Annotated in this window: 17 protein-coding genes; 11 read left to right on the top strand and 6 right to left on the bottom strand. The window is 62.3% G+C overall.

Translation table 11 applies throughout. The features are described 5' to 3' along the window. Positions 1-94 precede the first annotated feature (94 nt). Positions 95-1345 (top strand): MFS transporter, encoded by a 1251-nt coding sequence (locus BLT65_RS02160; protein ID WP_042317320.1) that lies wholly within the window; start codon positions 95-97, stop codon positions 1343-1345. A 1077-nt stretch (positions 1346-2422) separates the two neighbouring features. Continuing rightward, entirely contained in the window at positions 2423-4330 is a 1908-nt protein-coding gene (locus BLT65_RS02170) for a propionate--CoA ligase (protein WP_091774394.1), read from the top strand. 24 nt (positions 4331-4354) lie between these two features. Here the strand turns inward: BLT65_RS02170 and BLT65_RS02175 are convergent, their stop codons facing one another. Both BLT65_RS02175 and BLT65_RS02180 read right to left on the bottom strand, forming a co-directional pair. Next, on the bottom strand, positions 4355-5143 hold the full coding sequence (locus tag BLT65_RS02175; protein WP_091774396.1) for a 5'-methylthioadenosine/adenosylhomocysteine nucleosidase: 789 nt from the start codon (positions 5141-5143) through the stop codon (positions 4355-4357). Further along, positions 5140-7506, bottom strand: coding sequence for a UvrD-helicase domain-containing protein (locus BLT65_RS02180; protein ID WP_042317009.1), 2367 nt, complete (start codon positions 7504-7506; stop codon positions 5140-5142). The genes BLT65_RS02175 and BLT65_RS02180 overlap by 4 nt, the downstream gene beginning before the upstream one ends. A 214-nt stretch (positions 7507-7720) precedes the next feature. On the opposite strand from BLT65_RS02180, the gene BLT65_RS02185 reads away from it, so the two are divergent. Together BLT65_RS02185 and galU are read left to right on the top strand one after the other, a co-directional pair. Then, positions 7721-10594: a valine--tRNA ligase gene (locus tag BLT65_RS02185; protein ID WP_091774398.1), complete on the top strand. Its 2874-nt coding sequence runs from the start codon at positions 7721-7723 to the stop codon at positions 10592-10594. A gap of 64 nt (positions 10595-10658) precedes the next feature. Then, positions 10659-11540, top strand: coding sequence for a UTP--glucose-1-phosphate uridylyltransferase GalU (gene galU, locus BLT65_RS02190; RefSeq protein WP_007576550.1), 882 nt, complete (start codon positions 10659-10661; stop codon positions 11538-11540). Positions 11541-12356: 816 nt separating this feature from the next. Here the strand turns inward: galU and BLT65_RS02195 are convergent. The 4 genes from BLT65_RS02195 to BLT65_RS02210 all read right to left on the bottom strand — a co-directional run bounded on the left by BLT65_RS02195 (position 12357) and on the right by BLT65_RS02210 (position 15627). Beyond that, a complete protein-coding gene (locus tag BLT65_RS02195) occupies positions 12357-12587 on the bottom strand; it encodes a sulfurtransferase TusA family protein (RefSeq protein WP_035537843.1) in 231 nt (76 codons plus the stop codon). A gap of 127 nt (positions 12588-12714) precedes the next feature. Continuing rightward, a complete protein-coding gene (locus BLT65_RS02200) occupies positions 12715-13734 on the bottom strand; it encodes a Gfo/Idh/MocA family oxidoreductase (protein WP_091774400.1) in 1020 nt (339 codons plus the stop codon). Continuing rightward, positions 13734-14753, bottom strand: a complete 1020-nt coding sequence (iolG, locus tag BLT65_RS02205) for an inositol 2-dehydrogenase (RefSeq protein ID WP_042307043.1) — start codon at positions 14751-14753, stop codon at positions 13734-13736. Before iolG ends, BLT65_RS02200 begins: the two co-directional genes overlap by 1 nt. Next, positions 14746-15627 carry a MurR/RpiR family transcriptional regulator gene (locus tag BLT65_RS02210; RefSeq protein WP_035990317.1) on the bottom strand — a complete coding sequence of 294 codons (882 nt, stop codon included), beginning with the start codon at positions 15625-15627 and terminating at the stop codon, positions 14746-14748. The genes iolG and BLT65_RS02210 overlap by 8 nt, the downstream gene beginning before the upstream one ends. Positions 15628-15908: 281 nt before the next feature. Between BLT65_RS02210 and BLT65_RS02215 the strand changes: the two genes are divergently transcribed. The 7 genes from BLT65_RS02215 (at position 15909) to iolB (ending at position 24887) form a co-directional block, all read left to right on the top strand. After that, positions 15909-16964 carry a sugar ABC transporter substrate-binding protein gene (locus BLT65_RS02215; RefSeq protein WP_035990315.1) on the top strand — a complete coding sequence of 352 codons (1056 nt, stop codon included), beginning with the start codon at positions 15909-15911 and terminating at the stop codon, positions 16962-16964. Between the two features lie 193 nt (positions 16965-17157). After that, positions 17158-18339, top strand: coding sequence for an ABC transporter permease (locus BLT65_RS02220; protein ID WP_091774402.1), 1182 nt, complete (start codon positions 17158-17160; stop codon positions 18337-18339). Between the two features lie 13 nt (positions 18340-18352). Further along, positions 18353-19156, top strand: a complete 804-nt coding sequence (locus tag BLT65_RS02225; protein ID WP_091774404.1) for an ATP-binding cassette domain-containing protein — start codon at positions 18353-18355, stop codon at positions 19154-19156. 50 nt (positions 19157-19206) lie between these two features. Further along, positions 19207-21219: a bifunctional 5-dehydro-2-deoxygluconokinase/5-dehydro-2-deoxyphosphogluconate aldolase gene (locus BLT65_RS02230; protein WP_091774406.1), complete on the top strand. Its 2013-nt coding sequence runs from the start codon at positions 19207-19209 to the stop codon at positions 21217-21219. After that, entirely contained in the window at positions 21216-23153 is a 1938-nt protein-coding gene (iolD, locus tag BLT65_RS02235) for a 3D-(3,5/4)-trihydroxycyclohexane-1,2-dione acylhydrolase (decyclizing) (RefSeq protein WP_091774409.1), read from the top strand. The genes BLT65_RS02230 and iolD overlap by 4 nt, the downstream gene beginning before the upstream one ends. A 10-nt stretch (positions 23154-23163) precedes the next feature. Further along, the gene (iolE, locus tag BLT65_RS02240; RefSeq protein ID WP_007750008.1) at positions 23164-24084 is read left to right on the top strand and encodes a myo-inosose-2 dehydratase; all 921 of its coding nucleotides are present in this window, start codon (positions 23164-23166) and stop codon (positions 24082-24084) included. Further along, complete coding sequence (gene iolB, locus BLT65_RS02245) at positions 24081-24887, top strand: 5-deoxy-glucuronate isomerase (protein WP_091774411.1); 807 nt, start codon at positions 24081-24083, stop codon at positions 24885-24887. Before iolE ends, iolB begins: the two co-directional genes overlap by 4 nt. Positions 24888-25662: the final 775 nt, after the last annotated feature.

The following is a 25662-nucleotide window of genomic DNA, read 5'->3' on the forward strand; positions in this document are numbered from 1 at the left end:
CACTTCATCAAACGCTAAAAACATCTGCTGTCGCCGACGGTCTTGCCGCAACTGCCGGCGTCTGCTTCCGAGCCACCCTCTCCTGACCGACCTCATGGAAACCAGCCTCGACAAAGGCGCCCTGGCTGGCGCCGCCGCTTCAGCTTCAGCTCCTGCCGCCCCCCGGCCGCAAGCGAAGACCGTCTATTCGATCCTTGGCGCAATCAGCTTCTCGCATCTGATGAACGACATGATTCAGTCGTTGATCCTTGCGATTTATCCGATGCTGAAGGCGAACTTCTCGCTGTCGTTCGGGCAGATCGGCCTGATCACGCTGACGTATCAGATCACGGCCTCGCTGCTGCAGCCGCTGGTCGGCATTTATACGGACAAGCATCCGAAGCCGTACTCGCTGCCCGTCGGCATGGGCTTTACGCTGTCGGGCCTGCTGCTGATGTCGGTGGCGCCGAGCTTCGGCGTGCTGCTGATCGCGGCGGCGCTGGTTGGCTGTGGGTCGTCTGTATTTCACCCGGAATCGTCACGCGTGGCGCGCATGGCGTCGGGCGGTAAGCATGGGCTTGCGCAGTCGCTGTTTCAGGTGGGCGGCAACGCTGGCTCGTCGCTCGGGCCGCTGCTCGCGGCGCTGATCGTGATTCCGCATGGCCAGCGCAGCATTGCGTGGTTTTCGGCGGCGGCGCTCGTCGGGATTCTCGTGCTCACGTATATCAGCCGCTGGTACAAGCATCATCCCGCGACCAAGAAAGCGCGCGCCGGGCAGGTTGCGCATGCGGCGCTGCCCCGTGGCAAGGTCGCGTTCGCGATGAGCATTCTCGTCCTGCTGGTGTTCTCGAAGTACTTCTATCTGACCAGCATCAATAGCTACTTCACGTTCTATCTGATCGACAAGTTCCATCTGCCCGTGCAGGCCGCGCAGGTGCATCTGTTCGTTTTCCTTGCTGCTGTTGCGGCGGGTACGGTGATTGGTGGTCCGGTTGGCGACCGGATTGGGCGCAAGTATGTGATCTGGGTGTCGATTCTTGGCGTTGCGCCATTCACTCTGTTGCTGCCGTATGCGAATCTGTTCTGGACGGGGGTGCTGACCGTCATTATCGGTATCGTGCTGGCGTCGGCGTTTTCGGCGATTCTCGTTTATGCGCAGGAGCTCATTCCTGGTAAGGTCGGGATGGTTGCCGGGTTGTTCTTTGGGTTTGCCTTTGGGCTTGGCGGGATCGGCGCCGCCGTGCTTGGCCAACTGGCTGACGCGACTAGCATCGCCTATGTGTATAAGGTGTGCTCGTTCTTGCCGTTGCTCGGGATCTTGACTGTGTTTTTGCCGGATGTTGAGGGGAAGAAGGTCAAAGCCTGATGGTGGTTTTTTGTTTGCTCGCTTGCCGCGGGGTGGATTCGCGGCGCGAGCGGTTTGGTTTTTTTGCCTTCGTGCTTCATGTGTTGCCCGCGCGTGCTTGCCTTTGCGCTGGCATCCGCGCTTCGCCGTTCGGTGTTTTGGCGTTTGCGCTGGCATCCGCGCTTCGCCGTTCGGTGTTTTGGCGTTTGCGCTGGCATCCGCGCTTTGCCTTCGTGCTTCAAGCGTCGCCCCTGTGCGGGGCGGCACCTACTTTTCTTTGCCGCCGCAAAGAAAAGTAGGCAAAAGAAAGCGGCTAACACCGCCAGCTCTTGTGTTTGCCTGAGGGCCCCCAACCGGTCGTACGCTTACACGGCAATCACGTGACCCATGTTCGTTGCCAACGCTCTTGCGGAGCGCCTCACCCGCTTCACGCCCCAGCGTTTCAGCATGCCTTGCCAGATAGTCCACCGCCGCCCAGGTGGCAAACTGTGTGTCGGCCCAAGTGCGCCAGACGCCTCACTTCGGACCGATAGTACACGCGTCCCATCCTGTAAGAGCGCCGCGCTATACGCCGCGACAACCTACACACAGTTTGCCACCTGGGCGGCAGAAACCATTCGCTGCCGCTAGCAGGTGTGCGGGTGTTTGAAGTGGGTGAGGCGTTCATTCGAAGCGTTGGCAACGAGCGCCGACCAGGGCACTGTCATGTGAAGCGTGGGGACGTTGGGGGCCCGTGGATAAGAACACGGGCTGGCGGTGTTAGCCGCTTTCTTTTGCCTACTTTTCTTTGCGGCGGCAAAGAAAAGTAGGTGCCGCCCCGCACAGGGGCGACGCGTGAAGCACGCTAACAAATCGCGGATGCCAGCGCAAAGGCCAATACACCGCACGACAACTCGCGAATGCCAGCGCAAAGGCAAAAAAACCAAACCGTGAACACCATCAACGAGCCCCATCAAGCACCCAGCGTCGCAGACAAAACCAAAACCAAAACCCAAACCGAACCCCTGGTCTACCCGCGTTGCCGCCAACACCCCCCTGCACTATCCTGTGCAAACCCGCGCGCCAGCGAAAAGCCACAGCCTGGAGGGGCCACGCCCAATGACCACTTACCGCGAATTCCACCGCCGCTCAATCGAATCCCCCGAAGAATTCTGGCGCGAAGAGGCCAACCGCATCCACTGGCAAACCCCATTCGACACCGTCCTCGACCGCTCAAACCCGCCCTTCGCACGCTGGTTCGTCGGCGGCAAAACGAACCTGTGCCACAACGCGGTGGACCGCCACCTCGCGCAGCGCGCGCAACAGAACGCGCTCGTCTACGTATCGACGGAAACGGGCATCGAGCGCCGCTACACCTATGCCGATCTGCACGCCGAAGTGAACCGGATGGCGGCCGTGATGCGCTCGCTCGGCGTCAAGCGCAGCGACCGCGTGCTCATCTATCTCCCGATGATCCCCGAAGCCGTGTTCGCAATGCTCGCATGCGCGCGCCTGGGAGCGATCCACTCGGTGGTGTTCGGCGGGTTCGCCGCGCCAAATCTCGCCGCGCGTATCGACGACGCAAAACCCGCGCTGATCGTCACAGCCGATGCCGGCGCGCGCGCAGGCAAAGTGATCGACTACACGCCGCTCGTCGACGAAGCGCTATCGCGCGCGACGCACAAGACGCCCAAGGTGCTACTGATCGACCGGCAACTGGCACCCGAGCGCCTGAACGCCCCGTATCTCGTCGCGTACGAGCCCCTGCGCGAGCAATTCTTCGACGCGCACGTGCCATGCGAATGGCTTGAATCGACGGAACCTTCGTACGTGCTCTATACGTCCGGCACGACGGGCAAGCCAAAAGGCGTGCAGCGCGATGTCGGCGGCTATGCGGTCGCGCTCGCGGCATCGATGGAGTACATCTTCCAGGGCAAGCCGGGCGACACGATGTTCACCGCGTCCGACGTCGGCTGGGTGGTCGGCCACAGCTACATCGTCTACGCGCCGCTGATCGCGGGCCTCACGACTGTCATGTACGAAGGCACGCCCATTCGTCCCGACGGCGGCATCTGGTGGCGGCTCGTCGAGCAGCACAAAATCAATCTGATGTTCACGGCGCCGACGGCCATCCGTGTGCTGAAAAAGCAGGACCCGGCGCTTCTGAAACAGGCCGATCTGTCGAGCCTGCGTACGCTCTTCCTCGCTGGCGAACCGCTCGACGAGCCAACCGCTTCGTGGATCTCCGATGCCCTCGGCAAGCCCGTCGTCGACAACTTCTGGCAGACGGAAACCGGCTGGCCGATTCTCGCGATCCAGCGCGGTGTCGAAGCGCTGCCGCAAAAGCTCGGCTCGCCGGGCGTGCCCTGCTACGGCTACGACCTGACGCTGCGCAACGAGCACACGGGCGAGCCGTGCGCGCCGGGAGAAAAAGGCGTCATCACGCTCGGCTATCCGTTGCCGCCGGGCTGCATGTCGACCGTCTGGGGCGACGACAAGCGCTTCGTCAAAACGTATTGGGAAAGCGTGCCGAACCAGCAGCTCTATTCGACATTCGACTGGGGCATTCAGGACGAAGACGGCTACGTAACGATCCTCGGCCGCACCGATGACGTGATCAACGTCGCGGGCCATCGCCTCGGCACGCGCGAAATCGAAGAGGCGCTGTCGGCGCACAAGGCGGTCGCGGAAGTCGCCGTGGTCGGCGTGACGGATCAGGTGAAAGGACAGGCAGCCGTGGCGTTCGTCGTCGTGCGCGACGCCGGTGCGTACGAGTCCGATGAAGCCCGTGTAAAACTCTCCGCCGAACTGTGCGCGACCGTGGATCGCCAACTCGGCGCGATCGCGCGGCCCGCGCATGTCGTGCTGGTGTCGATGCTGCCGAAGACGCGCTCCGGCAAACTGTTGCGCCGCGCGATCGCGGCACTCGCCGAAGGCCGCGATCCCGGCGATCTGCCGACTATTGAAGACCCATCGGCATTGCAGCAGATTCGCGATGCCGTCGCCGCCGCGTTCAGCGCGAAGTAAGTCGCGTGAAAAACGGCGCGCGTCTCAACCGCGCGCCGACAAAAACCGCCTGAGAATCCCGCTCGAATACGTGCCCGCCAGCTCGGTCAGAAACGTGACGAACGACGCGGGCGCATGCGCGTCCGCCGTATCGGAAATGGTCCGCACGATCGCGCAGGGCACGCCGTACTCATAGCAGACCTGTGCAATCGCCGCGCCTTCCATTTCGACAGCGAGCGCATCGGGCAACGCGGCCCGCAACAGATCGACGGACGTCGCGCTGGCGACGAACTGGTCGCCGCTGATGATCAAGCCGCGATGCACCGTCGGCACCGCCTCCGTCAGAAAACGCTGCGACAGCGCCGCGCCCTCTTCTTCGACGAAACGCTCGCACGCGCTGACCAACGCGGCCGCCAACGGCGCGTCGGCGGCAAAGCGCGAGATGCCGAGCAGCGGCACTTCGAAGCGCGGGAAAAGCGGCGACGCATCCAGATCGTGCTGCATCAACGTTTCGGCCACGACGATATCGCCGATTCGCACCGTCGGCCCGACACCGCCCGCAACGCCCGTGAACACCACCGCCTCGACATCGAACGCATGTATCAGCGCGCTCACGGTCGCCGCCGCCGCGACCTTGCCGACGCGCCCCAGCGTCACGACGCACGGCGCGCCGTGTACCGTGCCGATGTGATAGTCGCGCTTGCCGTGCGTGATCGTTTCGACTGCACCCTCGGCGCGCATCGCCGCGACGAGATCACCGAGTTCCTCCGGTAGCGCCGCCATCACGCCGAGTGGACGGCGCGGAATCGTCGCTTCGGACGGCAGCGCGCTCATTCGACCGCCTGCAGTTTCGCGACGGCCAGCGCGAGCCATTTCTCGCCGTGTCGCTTGAACTTGACCTGCGCCTTCGCGTCGGCGCCACCGCCTTCGAGTGCAGTGACCGTGCCTTCGCCGAACTTCGTGTGGAATACCTGCTGGCCGACGCGGAAACCCGTGTCCGCCGCGCGCTGCTCGTTCGCAAACGCGGGCAAAGGCGCGCTCGGCACCGTCGACGCGCCGCCGCCATAACCCTGCTGGCGGTCCGGCCGCGAGAACCAGTCGCGGCCCCAGCCCGCGTTATCGGAACGGCCGCCCCAGCGCGCGCCTGCTTCGACTTTCGGCGTGAGCCACTTGAGCGTTTCCTGCGGCAATTCGTCGAAGAAGCGCGAGCGGATGTTGTAGCGCGTCTGGCCGTGCAGCATCCGGCTCTGCGCGAACGACAGATACAAGCGCTCCTTCGCGCGCGTGATCGCCACATACATCAGGCGGCGCTCTTCTTCGAGGCCGTCCGTTTCCATCGCGCTGTTCTCATGCGGGAACAGCCCTTCTTCGAGGCCGGTGATGAAAACCGCCGTGAATTCGAGGCCCTTCGCCGCGTGTACCGTCATTAGTTGCACGGCTTCCTGGCCGGCTTGCGCCTGGTTGTCCCCCGCTTCGAGCGACGCGTGCGACAGGAAGCCCGCGAGCGGCGTCATCGTGTCAGGGTTTTGCGCGGGATCGGCGGGATTCTCGGCGTCGAGAACGTCGACACCCGGATCGTCCGTCGCAACGACCAGTTCGGGCGCCGCCGTCGCGCCCGGGCGCAGCGGAATCGAGCGCGCGGGCGTGTCGAGGCCGTAGCCTTCTTCACTGACGAAGGCCGTCGCCGCGTTCACCAGTTCCTGCAAGTTTTCGAGCCGGTCCTGACCCTCGCGCTCGTTCTGATAGAACTCGGACAGGCCACTTGCCCGCACCACGTATTCGACCGTTTCAGGCAGGCTCATCTGCGCCGTTTCGGCGCGCATCTTCGCGATCAGGTTCGCGAACCCGCCAAGGCTCGTGCCCGCCTTGCCCGTCACGTACGGAATCGCCACCGCCATCGACGTGTTGTACAGACGCGCCGCGTCCGCCAGCTGTTCGATCGAGCGCGCGCCGATGCCGCGCGTCGGGAAATTGACGACCCGCGCGAACGCCGTGTCGTCGTTCGGATTGTCGATCAGACGCAGATACGCGAGCGCGTGCTTCACTTCCTGGCGCTCGAAGAAGCGCAAACCGCCATACACGCGATACGGAATGCCCGCGTTCACCAGCGTATGTTCGATCGTCCGCGACTGCGCGTTGCTCCGGTAGAGCACGGCGATCTCGCTGCGCGACGCGCCCGTGCTGATCAACGCGCGAATCTCTTCGACGATCCAGCCGGCTTCCTGCGAATCCGTCGCCGCCTCGTAGACCCGCACCGGCTCGCCGTGGCCCGCGTCGGTGCGCAGGTTCTTGCCGAGCCGCCGCGAATTGTTCGCGATCAGATGATTCGCGGCATCGAGAATATGGCCGTGCGAGCGGTAGTTCTGTTCGAGCTTGATCAGGTTGCGAACCTTGAACTCCTGCTCGAAGTCGCGCATGTTGCCGACATTCGCGCCGCGGAACGCGTAGATGGACTGGTCGTCGTCGCCGACCGCGAAGATCGCGTTGTGCTCGCCCGCCAGCAGCTTGAGCCACGCGTATTGCAGCTTGTTCGTGTCCTGAAACTCGTCGACGAGGATATGACGGAAGCGAGCCTGGTAATGCGCGCGCAGCGGCGGGTTGTACGACAGCAGTTCGTAGCAGCGCAACAGCAGTTCCGGAAAATCGACGACGCCTTCGCGCTGGCATTGCTGGTCGTACGCTTCATACAGTTCGACGAACTTGCGGTTGAAGTTGTCGGTCGCGTCGACGTCTTTCGCCCGCAGCCCCTGCTCCTTCGCGTTGTTGATGAAGTACTGCAGGTTCTTCGCCGGATATTTCTCGTCGTCGATATTCAGGCCCTTCATCAGGCGCTTGATCGCGGAAAGCTGGTCCGCCGTATCGAGAATCTGGAAGGTCTGCGGCAGACCGGCGTCGCGGAAATGCGCGCGCAGCATCCGGTTGCACAGTCCGTGGAACGTGCCGATCCACATGCCGCGCGTGTCGATGGGAAGCAGCGCCGACAGGCGCGACATCATTTCGCGCGCGGCCTTGTTCGTGAAGGTGACGCCGAGAATGGTCGGCGGCGACGCGAGACCCTGCTGGATCAGCCACGCGATCCGCGTGATCAGCACGCGCGTCTTGCCGCTGCCTGCGCCCGCCAGAATGAGCGCCGGTTCGTTCGGCAGCGTGACGGCGGCGTGTTGTTCGGGGTTCAGGTTCGCGAGCAGTTCGGGCATGGATGACGAGAAGAGACTACGGTTGCGGCGGGTGGTCCGTCATTATAAGACCGTGGGGCAACGCTGCCCGCCGCGCGATTTTCGCCCCCGATTCCGCAGCCACTCGCGCCCGTAATGCGCAGGCGCGCAGGCGAGCGCGGCCCGCCGCTGCCGCATCCCTTTATAATTCAAGGTTTCAGGCATCTTTCCACGCATTTTCCGGCAGATTTTGACGATGACGACAAGCGACAGCACGCTGGCCAAGAGTTTCGAGCCGCAGACGATCGAGGCCCAATGGGGCCCCGAATGGGAAAAACGCGGCTACGCCGCTCCGACCATGGAGCCGGGCCGCAAAAATTTCTCGATCCAGTTGCCGCCGCCCAACGTCACGGGCACGCTGCACATGGGCCACGCGTTCAACCAGACGATCATGGACGGCCTGACCCGCTACCACCGGATGCTTGGCGAAAACACGCTGTGGGTGCCGGGCACGGACCACGCGGGCATCGCGACGCAGATCGTCGTCGAGCGTCAGCTGGATGCGCAGGGCGTATCGCGCCATGACCTCGGCCGCGAGAAATTCACCGAACGCGTGTGGGAATGGAAGCAGCAGTCCGGCTCGACGATTACGGGCCAGGTGCGCCGTCTGGGCGCATCGATCGACTGGTCGCGCGAATACTTCACGATGGACGACAAGATGTCGGCCGCCGTGCGCGACGTGTTCGTGCGCCTGTATGAACAGGGTCTGATCTATCGCGGCAAGCGCCTCGTGAATTGGGACCCGGTGCTGCTCACGGCCGTGTCCGATCTCGAAGTGGTCAGCGAGGAAGAAAACGGCCACCTGTGGCACATCCAGTATCCGCTCGCGGACGGCTCGGGCCATCTGACGGTGGCCACGACGCGCCCTGAAACCATGCTCGGCGACGTCGCCGCGATGGTTCATCCGGAAGACGAGCGCTACGCGCATCTGATCGGCAAGACCGTCAAGCTGCCGCTCACGGACCGCGAAATCCCCATCATCGCCGACGACTACGTGGACCGTGAATTCGGCACGGGCGTCGTGAAAGTCACGCCCGCGCACGATTTCAACGACTATCAGGTCGGCCAGCGCCACAAGCTGCCGCAGATCGAAATCCTCACGCTCGACGCGAAGATCAACGACAACGCGCCCGAAAAGTATCGCGGTCTGGACCGCTTCGACGCGCGCAAGCAGGTCGTCGCGGATCTGGAAGCGCTCGGGCTGCTCGAATCCGTCAAGCCGCACAAGCTGATGGTGCCGCGCGGCGACCGCACGAACGTCGTCATCGAGCCGATGCTCACGGACCAATGGTTCGTCGCCATGACCAAGCCCGCGCCGGAAGGCACCTTCAATCCGGGCAAGTCGATCACGGAAACATCGCTCGATGTGGTGCGCAACGGCCAGATCAAGTTCGTGCCGGAAAACTGGACGACCACCTACTACCAGTGGCTCGAGAACATCCAGGACTGGTGCATCTCGCGTCAATTGTGGTGGGGCCACCAGATTCCCGCGTGGTACGGCGAGAACGGCGAAATCTTTGTCGCGAAGACGGAAGAAGGCGCACGCGCGAAGGCTGACGCTCAAGGCTACAAGGGCTCGCTCAAGCGCGACGAAGACGTGCTCGACACGTGGTTCTCATCGGCGCTGGTGCCATTCTCATCGCTCGGCTGGCCGAACGAGACGCCAGAACTGAAGGCGTTTCTGCCTTCGTCGGTGCTGGTGACGGGCTTCGATATCATCTTCTTCTGGGTCGCGCGCATGGTCATGATGACCACGCACTTCACCGGCAAGGTGCCGTTCGACACCGTCTACGTGCATGGTCTGGTGCGCGATGCCGAAGGCCAGAAGATGTCGAAGAGCAAGGGCAACACGCTCGACCCCATCGATATCGTCGACGGCATCGACCTCGATGCGCTTGTCTCAAAGCGCACCACGGGCCTGATGAATCCGAAGCAGGCGGCGACGATCGAAAAGAAGACGCGCAAGGAATTCCCCGACGGCATTCCCGCGTTCGGCACGGACGCGTTGCGCTTCACGATGGCGTCGATGGCGACGCTCGGCCGCAACGTCAACTTCGACCTCGCGCGCTGCGAAGGCTATCGCAACTTCTGCAACAAGCTGTGGAACGCGACGCGCTTCGTGCTGATGAACTGCGAAGGCCACGACTGCGGCTTCTCGAAGCCGGGCGCGTGCCAACCGGGCGATTGCGGCCCCGGCGGCTACACGGACTTCTCGCAAGCCGACCGCTGGATCGTGTCGCTGCTTCAGCGCGTCGAAGCCGACGTCGAAAAGGGCTTTGCCGACTATCGTTTCGACAATGTGGCAAACGCCCTATACAAGTTCGTGTGGGACGAATACTGTGACTGGTATCTCGAACTGGCGAAGGTGCAGATCCAGACGGGCACGCCCGAGCAGCAGCGCGCCACGCGCCGCACGCTGTTGCGCGTGCTCGAAACGGTGCTGCGTCTCGCGCACCCGGTGATTCCTTTCATTACGGAAGCGTTGTGGCAAAAGGTGGCGCCGCTCGCGGCGAAGTACCCGGATGGCCGTGCGGAAGGCGAGGCGTCGATCATGACGCAGCCCTACCCGATCGCCGAGCCGGGCAAGATCGACGAATCGGCCGAACAGTGGACCGCCGATCTGAAAGCCGTGATCGACGCGTGCCGGAACCTGCGCGGCGAGATGAATCTGTCGCCGGCGACGAAGGTGCCGCTGCTGGTGACGGGCAACGCGGAGCGTCTGGCGTCGTTTGCGCCTTACGCGCAGGCGTTGGCGCGTTTGTCCGAAGTGCAGATCATCGCCGACGAAGCGACGCTGGATGCGCAGGCACATGGCGCGCCGATTGCTATCGTAGGGACGGACAAGCTGGTGCTGAAGGTGGAGATCGACGTCGCCGCCGAGCGCGAGCGGCTGTCAAAAGAGATTGCGAGACTGAGCGCAGAAGTTTCGAAATGTAACGCCAAGCTGCAGAACGAGAGTTTTGTGGCAAAAGCACCGCCGGCGGTCGTTGAGCAGGAGCAGAAAAGGCTGGCAGAATACCAGACCACGATTGGCAAGCTGACGGCACAACTGTCGCGTTTGCCTGCCTGATTGACGCTGCATGCGCGCCGAGCCACCGGCGCGCATCCCAAACCAGAGGACGCAGGGTACACACATGCTAAAAGTTACAAAGGCGGTCTTTCCGGTCGCGGGTCTCGGTACCCGCTTCCTCCCTGCCACCAAGGCCAGCCCGAAGGAGATGCTGCCTATCGTCGACAAGCCGCTGATCCAGTACGCGGTCGAGGAAGCGATGGCAGCCGGCATCACCGAGATGATCTTCGTGACGGGCCGCAGCAAGCGGGCGATCGAGGACCATTTCGACAAGTCGTATGAAATCGAGGCGGAACTGGAAGCACGCGGCAAGGCGAAGCTGCTGGAGCTCGTGCGCAGCATCAAGCCGAGCCATGTGGACTGTTTTTACGTACGTCAGCCGGAGGCGCTCGGTCTGGGCCATGCTGTGCTGTGCGCGGAAAAGCTGGTGGGCGACAACCCGTTCGCCGTGATCCTCGCGGACGATTTACTGTACGGCAAGCCGCCTGTGATGCAGCAGATGATCGAGGTGTTCGATCACTATCACAGCTCGGTGATCGGGGTTGAAGAGATTCCGGCATCGGAGACGAGCTCGTACGGGATCGTCGATGGCAAGGAGTGGGAAGACGCCATCATCAAGATGTCAGGCATCGTGGAGAAGCCGGCGCCTGAGGTTGCGCCTTCTAACCTTGGGGTGGTTGGGCGCTATGTTTTGAAGCCGCGCATTTTTGATCATATTCGGGCGTTGAAGCCGGGCGCTGGCGGTGAATTGCAGCTGACCGATGCGATTCAGTCGTTGCTCGCTGATGAGCAGGTGCTCGCTTATAAGTACCACGGGACGCGGTTTGATTGCGGTAGCAAGTTGGGATACCTGAAGGCTACTGTTGAGTTTGCGCTTCGGCATCCGGAAGTGGCTGCTGACTTTGAAGAGTATTTGCGGACTCGGTCGCCAGTGCTGGAAGGTTGATTTTTTTGTCTGCGACGGCTGGGTGGTTTGTTTGTTCTTGAGCAGGCATCCGCGTTGTGGCTCTGCGCCGGCATCCGCGCTTTGCCTTCGTGCTTCACGCGTCGCCCCTGTGCGGGGCGGCACCTACTTTTCTTTGCCGCCGCAAAGAAAAGTAGGCAAAAGAAAGCGGCTAACACCGCTAATTCTTGTGTTTGCCTGAGGGCCCCCAACCGGTCTTACACTTCACACGGCAATCACGTGACCCATGTTCGTTGCCAGCGCTCTTGCGGTGCGCCTCACCCGCTTCTCGTACCCGCGCTTCACCATGCCGTGCCAGATAGTCCACCGCCGCCCAGGTGGCAAACTGTGTGTCTGCCCCTTGTACTCCACACGCATCACTTCGGACCGATAGCGCACGCGCTCCACCCTGTAAGAGCGCCACGCTATACGACGCGACAACCTACACACAGTTTGCCACCTGGGCGGCACGTACCATTCGCTGCCGCTAGTTCTTGTGTGGGTGTCTGAAGTGGGTGAGGCGTTCATTCGAAGCGTTGGCAACGAGCACCGACCAGGGCACTGTCGTGTGAAGCGTGGGGACGTTGGGGGCCCGTGGATAAGAACACGGGCTGGCGGTGTTAGCCGCTTTCTTTTGCCTACTTTTCTTTGCGGCGGCAAAGAAAAGTAGGTGCCGCCCCGCACAGGGGCGACGCGTGAAGCACGCTAACAAATCGCGGATGCCACCGCAAAGGCCAATACACCACACGGCAACGCCCGAAGCAAAACGACAACTCGCGGATGCCACCAAAAAACCAACCGCGCCGCAGGCAAAAACCCCTACCGTCTCCGCATTAAAAACACAAAAACCTTATCCGACGTAGTCGTCACCTCAACAATCTCATTCCCAGTCTGCTTAGAAAACGCAGCAAAATCCCGCTGCGAGCCGGGATCCGTAGCCAGCACTTTGAGAATCTGACCACTTTCCATATCGGCCAGCGCCTTCTTGGCGCGCAGAATGGGCAGCGGACAGTTCAGACCGCGTGCATCCACTTCCTTGTGAATCTGAATTTCCATCGACGTTGCCCTTCGTAAGCCGGCGCTCGTGCTGGATTTACGGCGCTCATGCAGAAGGGTCAAATTCTAACGCAAGCGCTCAACCCACGCCCAAGCCGCAACAGCCCGGGCGTGCGCGCCGCTACAGATCAACAGAACGTCCACTCGCCAGCGACTCACGCAACGCGTACCCAATGCGAGTCGCCTCCATCGCATCCGCCAACGTCGCCCCGCTCTGCTTGCCTTGCCGCACAGCCGCGACGAACGCCTGCGCCTCGCACAAAAACGCATCCTCGAAACGGTCGAAGAACGTCGGCGTGCATTCGTTGCGAATCCCGCTCGCGTCAGCGATTTCGACACGGTTCGCGCGCGGATTGCGCCCGACATACAGCACGCCCGCCGTGCCGATCACCTCGCTGCCCGTATCGTTGCCGTGCGCCAGCGTGCGCGACGCGTAAAACATCGCCATGCGCCCGCCTTCGAACTCGCAAATCGCGACGCCATTGTCGACGTCACCGAATTCGCGCAACCCTTCGTGCAACGCGATCACGCCGCTCGCATAGACGCGCGTCGCCTTCGGCATGCCGAGCAGCCATCGCGCGACATCGATGTCATGCACCGTGCAGTCGAGAAAAATCCCGCCCGAAGTCGGCGCAAAGCGCACGAAAAACCCTTCGGGATCGTTCTGGTCGCACGTCTGCGAGCGCACCATGAAAGGCCGGCCAATCGCACCCGCTTCGATTTTCTCGAACGCATTGCGATAGCTCGGATCGAAACGCCGCATGAAGCCAATGGTCGCCTGCAACTGAGGATGACGCTGCGCCTCCGCGATCACCCGCTCACACTCCGCCAGATCAAGCGACAACGGCTTCTCGCAGAACACATGCTTGCCGGCGCGCAACGCATCGATGATCTGCTGCGCGTGCAACGCGGACGGCGTCACAAGCCATACAGCATCGACGTCTCGGTCTTCGAGCAACGCGTGATAGTCGTCGTAAAGACGCGGCGCCGGCAACGTGGCGCGCGCCCACGCGCGTTCCTCTTCGACGGGACTGCACGCAGCCACCAGCGCCGCGCCCGACACGCGATACGCGAGGTTCTCCGCATGCCGCTTGCCGAGCCGCCCCAGCCCAACCACACCAATCCGCAGCGGGCCGCTCATCACAGCGCCTCGTTGAGCTTGACGGCGCGCCCTTCGCGCCACGAACGCGTCGCCGCTTCGGCGAGTTCGAGCGCCTTCAGACCATCGGCGACCGTCGTGCGCACCGGCTTGCCTTGCGTGACAGCCTCGAAGAAATGCGCGATTTCGAGCGCATACGCGGCGCGATAGCGTTCAAGGAAGAAATGCTCGGGCACGTCGCTCGATACAGCCGTCTTCGAATACGCGGTGACTTCCGTCGGACGCACATTGCCCGCCTGCAGCATGCCCTCGCTGCCGAGCAGTTCGAAGCGCTGGTCGTAGCCATACGCAGCGCGACGCGACGTGTTGATCTGGCACAGACGCCCGCGCTTCGTGCGGATCGTCACCGCAGTGCAATCGATATCGCCCGCATCGGCAATCGCGGGATCGCTCAAGCAACTGCCCGTCGCATGCAGCGTGTCCGCTTCGTCATCGAGAATCCAGCGGAAGATGTCGAAGTCGTGAATCAGCATGTCCTTGAAGATGCCGCCCGAGTGCTTGATGTACTCGACAGGCGGCGCGCCCGGATCACGGCTCGTCACGACGAGCATTTCCGGCGTGCCGATCTCGCCCGCATCGATGCGCGCCTTCAGCGCAGCAAACGTCGGATCGAAGCGGCGCTGAAAGCCGATCATGCAGACGATGCCCGCCTTCGCGACCGCATCGGCGCACGCGCGCGCACGCTCCAGCGTCAGGTCGACAGGCTTCTCGCAGAACACATGCTTCTTCTGTGCCGCCGATTGCAGGATCAGATCGGCGTGCGTGTCGGTGCTCGAACAGATCACGGTCGCGCCCACCGACGCATCGCCCATCGCACCATCGATATCCGCGACCTGCGCGCCGTATTGCGCCGCGAGCGCAGCCGCTGCATCGCGGTTCACGTCGACCACGTACTTGAGCCGCACGCCCGGCTGCCGCGCAAGATTGGACGCATGGATCTTGCCGATGCGCCCTGCGCCGAACACTGCTACGTCGATTGTCTTGCCTGCCACATCAGTCATCGTATCCTCCAGTGTCTGTCGACTCTTCTACGTTCAATTCCAGCTTGTACGCGAGCGCGATGAACAGCGCCTGGCACAGGCAAATCGTGCTGGTCAGCGAGCGGAATGCAAACGCGCTGCCCTCTTTCACATACAGCTGCGTGCTCGCATAACGCGCAAGCGGCGACAGCTGGCTATCTGTAATGACGAGCGTCTTTGCCTGATGGTGATGCGCGACGCGCAGGCAATGCTGCGTCTCCTTACCGTACGGCGCGAAGCTGATCGCGATCACGACGTCGCCCTTCTTCACGCTGCGAATCTGCTCGCGATACATCCCGCCGAAACCCGACACGAGATGCACGCGCTTGGGCGTGTGCTGCAACGCGTAGACGATGTAGCTCGCGACGGGGAACGAACGCCGCACGCCGATCACATAGATGTTGTCGGCGTGCTGCAGCATCTTCACGGCGGCGTCGAACTGCGCGTCGTCGAGCGAGCCTTCGAGTTCGTCGAGTCCATCGCGGCACGCCGCCACGAACTCGCGCGCGACGCTGCCGCCCGACAGCCGCCCCGGCTTTTCGTCGATCAGCTTGCGAATGCGCTGCTGATAACTCTGCGACGACGCGCCCTGCGTCGTGTAAGCCTGACGGAACACGGCCTGAAGATCGGAAAAACCCGAAAAACCGAAACGCTGCGCAAAGCGCACCACGGCCGACGGATGCACGCCGCAACTCGCCGCAATGTCGCTGGTGCGATCCACCATCACGCTCGATCGATGCTGCTCCAGATACGTCGCGACGCTCTTCAACTGACGCGGCAACGATTCGTAGTTTTCCGCGATGCGCTGCATCAATTCTTCGACGCTCGGCAACTCTTCTGTGCTGTCTTCCGCCATGGTCTTTACCTCTGTGCTTCCGTGTGCTTTTTTGCAGCGCAAAATCCCGTCCCGCAAGGCTTACAGGGAATGGCAATGCACTGTCCCGACGTTGCGGAGTATAGGCACAACCGAAAGCAAATGGAATGGATTTTCCATTTTTCTTTGACATGAAATTTTCATTGCAAGTCTCAAAAAGTTGGCCTAATCTTGGTCCTGAGCGATGACGCAACGGCGAACCGGCCTCACCTCGCAAAGCGTCATACGCTCCCTTCAAATACGAACAGACAAAGGTGGAGACAATGAGACTTTGCAATGGCAAGGCTTCGTTCAAGGTTCTGGCAGCAGCGCTGACGCTGGCGGCGGGCATTGGCGCGATGACGGCGGCATCGACGGCGCAGGCGGCGGACGCGAAGTTCGTGCTCATCAGCCATGCGCCCGATTCGGACTCGTGGTGGAACACGATCAAGAATGCGATCAAGCAGGCCGACGAGGATTTCAACGTCGAAACCGACTACCGCAACCCTCCTAACGGCGATCTCGCCGACATGTCGCGCCTGATCGAACAGGCTGCGGCGCGCAACTACGACGGCGTGATCGTCACCATCGCCGACTTCGACGTGCTGAAGAGCTCGCTCGGCAAGGTCACGGGCAAGAAGATTCCCCTCGTCACGATCAACTCCGGTACGGAAGAACAGAGCGCGCAGCTCGGCGCAATCATGCATATCGGTCAGCCGGAATACGTGGCAGGCAAGGCAGCAGGCGAAAAGGCCAAGGCTGCGGGCGTGAAGTCGTTCCTGTGCGTGAACCACTTCGCCACCAACGTCGTTTCGTTCGAACGCTGCCGCGGCTTTGCCGACGCGCTCGGCGTGAACTACAAGACCTCGACCATCGACTCCGGCCAGGACCCGACGGAAATCCAGTCGAAGGTTAGCGCGTATCTGCGCAATCATCCGAATACGGGCGCGGTTCTGACGCTCGGGCCGACGCCCGCTTCGGCGACGATCAAGGCCGTGCAGCAGATGGGCCTCGCAGGCAAGATCTACTTCGCCACGTTCGACTTCTCGGACGATATTGCGAAGGGCATCCAGGACGGCACGATCAATTTTGCAATCGATCAGCAGCCGTATCTGCAAGGCTATATCGCCGTCGCCGTGCTGGCGATCGTGAAGAAAGAACACACGACCGATCCGACGAAGATCCGGCAAATCCTGCAAGCGAATCCGAAGTTCAAGGAACGCCTGCAGACTTACGGCCTCGAGCCGTCGTATGGGCCGAAGAACATCCGTTCCGGTCCGGGCTTCATCACGAAGGCGAATATCGACAAGGTCATCAAGTACGCGGGCCAGTACCGCTAACGGCCTTTCCTCTAGTCAGTCATACGCGGTACCGGGCGCGCCAGCACAGCGCGACCCCGGCGGACTTTTGCACGCTTTTTCGTGCAGATTCAGCCGCCATCGTCGGGTGCCCCGACCGCGTCGTTTAACGGCTTTCTGCGCCTCTCGCCACTCACACGAGTGAACGCACAGCAAAGCCGACATTGGAGACATCATGGGCGTAGCCGGCAAACACTATCCAACGCATGGTCACGACGCACCGGGCAGCGATGCGCCGGGCGCCGATGCGCAATCCGCCGCACCGGCATTGCCCGGCGACGAGCGCGTCCGCAAGGAATCGTTCTTCGGGCATCTGCTGAACCGGCCGGAATTTGCCGCGATCTCCGGCACCGTGCTCGTGTTCCTCGTGTTCGCGATCAGCGCCGGCAACTCGGGGATGTTCAACCTCGACGGCGTGATGAACTGGTCGCAGGTCTCCGCTTACCTCGGCATTCTCGCCGTCGGCGCGTGCCTGCTGATGATCGCGGGCGAGTTCGATCTGTCGATCGGCTCGATGATTGGCTTCGCGGGCATGATGGTCGCGATTCCGTCCGTCTACTTTCACTGGCCGATCTGGGCGGCCATCATTTTCGCGTTCGCCGGATCGATGGCGCTCGGCGCACTGAACGGCTATCTGGTGATGCGCACGCGCCTGCCGTCGTTCATCGTGACGCTCGCGTTCCTGTTCATCCTGCGTGGCCTGACGCTTGCACTGTCGATCATGGTCGCTGACCGCACGATCATCTCTGGTGTCGGCGATCTCGCGCAATCCGACGCCATCACCAACTTCCTGTTCCATGGCGTGGCGTTGCATGGACTCTTCACGAATCTCGCGCATATGGGCATCGGCTCGCTGCTCGAAAACGGCCAGCCGCTCGTGCCGGGTATTCCGAAAGTGCTGCTGTGGTGGTTCGCGCTCGCGGCAGTCGGTGCGTTCGTCCTTGCGAAGACGCGTTATGGCAACTGGGTGCTCGCTGTCGGCGGTGATGCGAACGCTGCGAAGAATGTCGGCGTGCCTGTGCGCCGCGTGAAGATTTCCCTGTTCGTGCTGACTGCGTTCTGCTCGTGCCTGTTTGCCGTGCTGCAAGTGTGCGACATCGGTTCCGCTGCTGCCGACCGTGGCTTGCAAAAGGAATTCGAGGCGATCATCGCTGCGGTGATCGGCGGCACGCTGCTGACGGGCGGCTATGGTTCGGTGGTGGGCGCCTGCTTCGGCGCGCTGATATTCGGCGTCGTGCAGATCGGCATCACCTATACGAATGTCAGTTCGGACTGGTTCCGCGTGTTCCTCGGCGTGATGCTGCTGATCGCGGTGCTGTTCAACCACTATGTGCGCCGTCGCGTCGCGCAATCGTAATCGGGAGACGACCATGTCCGACACTCTCAAGCAAGACGACATCATCCTGTCGCTCGAAAACGTCAGCAAGTACTTCGGCAAGGTGATCGCGCTCTCGGGCGTCACGCTGCGCCTGCGGCGCGGCGAAGTCCACTGCCTGCTCGGCGACAACGGCGCGGGCAAATCGACGCTCATCAAGACGCTCGCGGGCGTGCATCAGCCCTCTTCTGGCGACTATCTGGTGGACGGCAAGAAAGTGCTGTTCGAATCGCCGAGCGATGCGCTCGATATGGGCATCGCGACCGTGTATCAGGATCTCGCGCTGGTGCCGCTGCTTTCCGTCGCGCGCAACTTCTTCATGGGACGCGAGCCGCAGAAAAAGCTCTTCGGCCTCGTCAACGTGATGGACCTCGAAACGAGCGCGACCATCGCACGCGAAAAGCTCGCTGAAATGGGCATCAACGTGCGCGACCCGCATCAACCGATTGGCACGATGTCGGGCGGCGAACGGCAGTGTCTCGCGATTGCGCGTGCCATTCACTTCGGCGCACGCGTGCTGATTCTCGACGAACCGACGGCCGCGCTCGGCGTGAAGCAGAGCTTTAACGTGCTCAAGCTGATTCACAAGGCGCGCGCGAAGGGCATCTCCGTGATCTTCATCACGCACAACGTGCATCACGCGTACCCGATCGGCGATTCGTTCACGCTGCTCAACCGCGGCAAGTCGATGGGCACGTACACGAAAGAAACCATTACGAAGGATGAAGTGCTCGACATGATGGCGGGCGGCGCCGAAATGCAGAAGATGATCGGCGAACTCGAAGGCGCGACGATCTGATTGACGCAGACGTCGCACTCATATGCTGCCAGCACACTCAGGACACACTCATGGCTCTTACCAGTAAACCCACGCCTCAGAACGCGAGCCGCTTCGCGGCGGGCCGCAGCCGCGACATCATCTGTCTAGGCCGGCTTGCCGTCGATCTGTACGCGCAGCAAGTTGGCTCACGCCTCGAAGACGTCTCGACCTTCGCGAAGTATCTGGGCGGCTCATCGGCGAACATCGCGTTCGGCTGCGCGCGGCTCGGCCTGAACGCGTCGATGCTCGCGCGCGTCGGCAACGACCACATGGGCCGCTTCCTCACCGAGACGCTGACGAAGGAAGGCTGCGACGTCAGCCACGTGCGTGTCGATCAGGAACGGCTCACAGCACTCGTACTGCTCGGCCTGAAAGACCGCGACACGTTCCCGCTGATTTTCTATCGCGAGAATTGCGCGGACATGGCCGTCGACGAAGCGGACTTCGACGATGCCTACATTGCGTCATCGAAAGCGCTGCTGATTACGGGCACGCACTTCTCGACTGAACAGGTGAACCGCACGAGCCGTCGCGCACTGGAATACGCGCGCAGCAACGACGTGCGCACCGTGCTCGACATCGACTATCGCCCGGTGTTGTGGGGACTCACAGGCAAGGCCGATGGCGAGACCCGCTTCGTCGCGAACGAAAGCGTAAGCGCGCACATTCAAGGCATCCTGCCCCTCTTCGATCTCGTGATCGGCACCGAAGAAGAGTTCCGGATTGCGGGCGGCAAGGATTCGCTGATCGAATGCCTCAGGGAAGTACGCAAGGTGACGCCCGCGACGCTCGTCGTGAAGCGCGGGCCGCTCGGCTGCCAGATCATCGACGGCGACGTGCCCGCTTCGATCGACGATGCGCCGATTCAAGGCGGCGTCGAAGTCGAAGTGCTGAACGTGCTCGGCGCAGGCGATGCGTTTGCATCCGGCTTCCTGTCGGGCTGGCTGCGCGATGAGCCGCTCGAAGCCTGCGCGCGCGCGGCGAATGCGAGCGGCGCCTTGGTCGTGTCACGCCACGGCTGCGCGCCCGCGATGCCGACGCCCGCCGAACTCGACTACTTCCTGCGCGAAGCGAAAGCGGACCCGGCGCGCATGCGCCGCCCCGATCGCGACGCGACGCTCGCGCGACTGCATCGCGTGACACCCGCGCGCAAGACCTACGACGAAGTGCTCGGCTTCGCCTTCGATCACCGCAACCAGTTCTTCGAACTTGCGCAGCAGACCGGCGCGGACCTCTCGCGCATTTCGAAGCTGAAGAGCCTGTTCGTCGAAGCCGTCGCGCAAACCGAAGAGGCACTCGGCTTGCAAGGCAAGGCGGCAGTGCTGATCGACGATCGCTACGGCCAGGATGCGTTGAACGCAGCCACAGGCCGCGGCTGGTGGATCGGCCGGCCCGTCGAATTGCCGGGTTCCGTGCCACTCGTCTTCGATCACGGACGCTCGATCGGCACGACGCTCGCCAGCTGGCCGCGCGAGCATGTGGTGAAGTGCCTCGTCCAGTTTCATCCCGATGAGCCGATCGAACAGCGCCTCGAACAGGAAGCGCAACTGCGCGCGCTCTACGATGCCGTGCAGGAGTCCGGCCACGAACTGCTGCTCGAAGTGATTCCGCCGAAGAGCTTGCCCGGCGGACCGGATATCGTCTATCGCGCGTTGAAGCGGCTCTACAACATCGGCCTCTATCCGGAGTGGTGGAAGCTCGAACCGATGGAAGCGTCGCAGTGGCAAGCTGTCGATGCGCTGATCCAGGAACGCGATCCGTACTGCCGCGGCGTCGTGCTGCTCGGTCTGTCGGCGCCCGTCGAGCAGATGATCGAAGGCTTCCGCGCGGCAGCGCAATCGAAGACCTGTAAGGGCTTCACGGTCGGCCGCACGATACATTACGAGGCGAGCCAGGCATGGCTCGCGGGACAGATCGACGACGACGAAGTGATCGCCCGCGTGCGCCGCACGTTCGAAACGCTGATCCGGTCGTGGCGCGAAAGCCGTGGCACAGCGCATGCGGCGGGTTCGCATACCATCCGTCAGGAGCAGGCAGCATGAACCAACGTGCGTTGCATCACGATGTGACGACCTCGCCTGAAACGGCCGCGCAGGTGTCGGCGGACGGCACGATCCGTCTGACGGCCGCGCAGGCCGTGGTCCGCTATCTCGCCGCGCAACGCGTCGAGACGGAAGACGGCACGGGCACTGAGCCGCTGTTCGGCGGCGTGTTCGCGATCTTCGGGCATGGCAATGTCGCGGGCCTCGGCGAGGCGCTCTATCAGTATCGACATGAACTGCCGACTTATCGCGCGCACAACGAACAGGCGATGGCGCACAGCGCGATCGCCTTCGCGAAGGCGAACTTCCGGCGACGGATGATGGCCGTCACGACTTCCATCGGCCCCGGCGCGACGAACCTCGTCACGGCAGCGGCGCTCGCGCATGTGAACCGCTTGCCTGTGTTGCTGCTGCCCGGCGATGTCTTCGTGTCGCGTGCGCCGGACCCAGTGTTGCAGCAGGTCGAAGACTTCCACGACGGCGGCATTTCCGCGAACGATGCGTTCAAGCCCGTGTCGCGCTACTTCGATCGCATCGTGCATCCGGCGCAACTGCTCAACGCATTGCCGCGCGCGATTCGTGTGCTGACGGATGCCGCGCTGTGCGGTCCCGTTACGCTGGCACTTCCGCAAGACGTGCAGGCCACCGCGTACGACTACCCCGCCGATTTCTTCGCGCCGCGCGTGGTGAAGCTGCATGCGCCCGCGCCCGTCGAGCATGAACTCGACGAAGCGCTAGCGATTCTGCGCAACGCGAAACAACCGATGATCGTCGCGGGCGGCGGTGTGCTCTATGGCCATGCAACCGACGCATTGAAAGCATTCGCGACGCGCCATGGCATTCCCGTTGCGGAGACGCAGGCGGGCAAGAGCGCGCTCGCGTGGGACGATCCGCTGAATCTCGGTTCGCTCGGCGTGACGGGATCGCCCGGCGCAAATGAAATCGCGCACGAAGCCGATTGCGTGCTCGCTGTCGGCACGCGTCTGCAGGACTTCACGACGGGTTCGAACACGCTCTTCACGCACGCGCGGGTGATCGGCATCAACGCGAATGCGTTCGACGCCATCAAGCATCGTGGCTGCATCGTGGAGGCCGATGCGCGGCTTGCGCTCGAAGCGTTGTCCTCACGACTCGAAGACTGGCAAGCAGACGCAGCGTGGACGTCGCGCGCGCAGCAGCGTGCGAACGAATGGCGCGACATCGTGCAGAAGCTCACGCACGCGCCGCAACGCGATAACGCCCTTCCCTACGACGCCGACGTGATCGGCGCAGTGCAGCGTTCGAGCGAGCACTCGACGACGGACGACATCGTCGTCTGCGCAGCGGGCACGCTGCCCGCCGAACTGCACAAGCTGTGGCGCGCCGGACGTCCCGGCGCGTACCACGTCGAATACGGCTATTCGTGCATGGGCTACGAGATCGCCGGCGGACTCGGCGCCAAGCTTGCGCGGCCCGAACGCGAAGTGATCGTGATGGTCGGCGACGGCAGCTATCTGATGATGAACAGCGAGATCGCTACATCCGTGATGCTGGGCGCGAAGCTGATCGTCGTGGTGCTCGACAATCGCGGCTATGGCTGCATCAACCGCTTGCAGCAGGCCTGCGGCGGCGCGCCGTTCAACAACATGTTCGACGACTGCGTGCAAGGCGCGCCCGGCGCACCGACCATCGACTTCGCCGCGCACGCGCGTGCGATGGGCGCGCAAGCGGAGCACGTCGCGAACGTGCAGGAACTCGAAGCGGGAATGCAACGTGCCCGCGCTGCGGACCGCACGTACCTGGTCTGCATCGACACCGACGCCGCGCGCACGACGGACGAAGGCGGCTGGTGGTGGGAAGTCGCGGTGCCCGAAGTGTCGCAGCGCGAAGGCGTGCGCAAGGCACGCGCCGATTACGAAGCGCATATCAGCGCGCGTAGCAAAGACAATGAGTGAGGAAGCGCACATGAGCCAGTTCGAAGTACGCATCGGCATCAATCCGCTGTCGTGGATGAACGACGATCTGCCGTCGCTCGGCGGCGAGACGCCGCTCGACGTCGCGCTCACGGAAGGACGCGAAATCGGCTATCAGGGATTCGAGCTTGGCAACAAGTTTCCGCGCGAGCCTGAGGCGTTGAAGGCGTTGTTCAAACAGTATGATTTGTCGCTCGTGTCCGGATGGTATTCGGGACGGCTCGCGGATTTCAGCCGCAGCATCGAGGACGAGTGCAAGGCCGCCGATTCGCATCTGGAGTTGCTCGCGAAGAACGGCGCGACGGTGATGGTCTACGGCGAAGTGCATAACACGATCCAGGGCTCGCCGTTGCCGTTGTATCAGCGGCCGCGCTTTTTCACCGATGAGCAATGGAACACGTACGCAAAGCGCCTGAATGAATTTGCACGCTATACATTGAGCAAGGGCGTGCGCGTCGCGTATCACCATCACATGGGCGCGTATGTCGAAACTGCCGCCGACGTCGATCGTCTGATGGCGCTGACTACCGACGATGTCGGCCTGCTGTTCGACGCGGGCCACATCACGTTTGCGGGCGGCGACGCGCTTGCGGTGCTCAACCGGCATGTCGGCCGTGTGTGTCACGTGCATTGCAAGGACGTGCGCCCTGCCGTGATGAAGCTCGCGCGCAATCGCAACTGGAGTTTTCTCGATGCGGTGATTGCGGGCGCGTTCACGGTGCCAGGTGACGGCGCCGTCGATTTTTCCGCGATTATCGATACGCTCAAGCGTCATGGTTATCGCGGCTGGCTTGTCGTCGAGGCGGAGCAGGACCCGGCCGTCGCGCCGTCGTATGCTTATGCGCAGAAGGGTTATCGCACGTTGCGCACGCTCGTCGATGCGCCCCTCGATGTCGCACAGGAGGCAGCATGAGTTTGCTTGTGAAGGCACAGCGCGAGGGCCAGACGATCGCGCGCGTGACGCCTGAAACGGCGGGCTGGAAGTATGTTGGTTTCGCCGCTTACCGGATGGAGCCGAACGAGGTCGTGCATGTGCTGGAAGCGTCGCGTGAGGTGTGTATTGTTGTGATGGCGGGTGCCGTCGATATTGAAACCGATGCGCAGACGTGGACTGGGCTTGGTTCGCGTGACAGCGTGTTCGAGGACAGCGCGCCTGTGGCGGTTTATTTGCCGCCTGGTGTGCGGGCTATTGTTCGCGCTAACCGGCGTGCGGAGGTGGGTGTGGCTAGTGCGCCTGCCAAGGGCGAATACCCTGCGCGATTGATCGAGTCTTCGCAGATGAAGCGGTCAGTGCGGGGTAAGGGCGCGAATACGCGGTATGTGTGCGATATTCTTCCGCAGACTGAGACTGCTGAATCGCTGCTCGTGGTTGAGGTGCGTACGCCGGGTGGGCATTCGTCCAGCTATCCGCCGCATAAGCACGATACCAATAATATTCCTGCGGAAAGCTTTCTTGAAGAGACTTATTATCATCGGCTTAGTCCGCCGCAAGGGTTTGCTTTCCAACGTGTATATACCGATGAGCGGGATATCGATGAGTCTCTCGCAGTTGAGGATCACGATGTCGTGATGGTGCCGCGTGGGTATCATCCTGTCGTTGTGCCTTATGGGTATGACTCTTATTATCTTAATGTCATGGCTGGGCCGACTCGTACCTGGCATTTCAAGAATGATCCGAGGCATGAGTGGATTGTTGAGCGGGATGCTAAGGGTTAGGTTTTGGTCTGCGACGCTGTTTGGTTTGGTTTTTCGCTGGCATCCGCGCTTTGCCTTCGCGGCCCGGCTGTTTGGTCGTTCTAGCCTGTGCGCTGGCATCCGCGCTTTGCCTTCGTGCTTCACGCGTCGCCCCTGTGCGGGGCGGCACCTACTTTTCTTTGCCGCCGCAAAGAAAAGTAGGCAAAAGAAAGCGGCTAACACCGCCAACATTTCTTCCTGCCTGAGGGCCCCCAAAGGGTCTTACGCTTCACACGGCAATCACGTGACCCACGTTCGTTGCCAGCGCTCCTGCGGTGCGCCTCACCCGCTTCAGACACCCGCACGACACCATGCCATGCCAGATAGTCCACCGCCGCCCAAGTGGCAAACTGTGTGTCGGCCCCTTGTGCTCCACACGCATCACTTCGGACCGATAGCGCACGCCTTGATGTAAGAGCGCCGAGCTATACGCCGCGACAACCTACACACAGTTTGCCACCTGGGCGGCACATACCATTCGCTGCCGCTAACACGTGTACGGATGTGTGTGACGTGGGTGAGGCGTTCATTCACAGCGTTGGCAACGAACATGAGTCACGTGATTGCCGTGTGAAGCGTAAGGCCGGTTGGGGGCCCTCAGGCAAGAAGAAAAATTGGCGGTGTTAGCCGCTTTCTTTTGCCTACTTTTCTTTGCGGCGGCAAAGAAAAGTAGGTGCCGCCCCGCACAGGGGCGACGCGTGAAGCACGCTAACAAAGCGCGGATGCCAGCGCACAGATTAGAACAACCAAACCGCCG

Source organism: Paraburkholderia steynii, assembly GCF_900100565.1.
In the GTDB taxonomy this organism is placed as follows: Bacteria; Pseudomonadota; Gammaproteobacteria; order Burkholderiales; family Burkholderiaceae; genus Paraburkholderia; species Paraburkholderia terrae.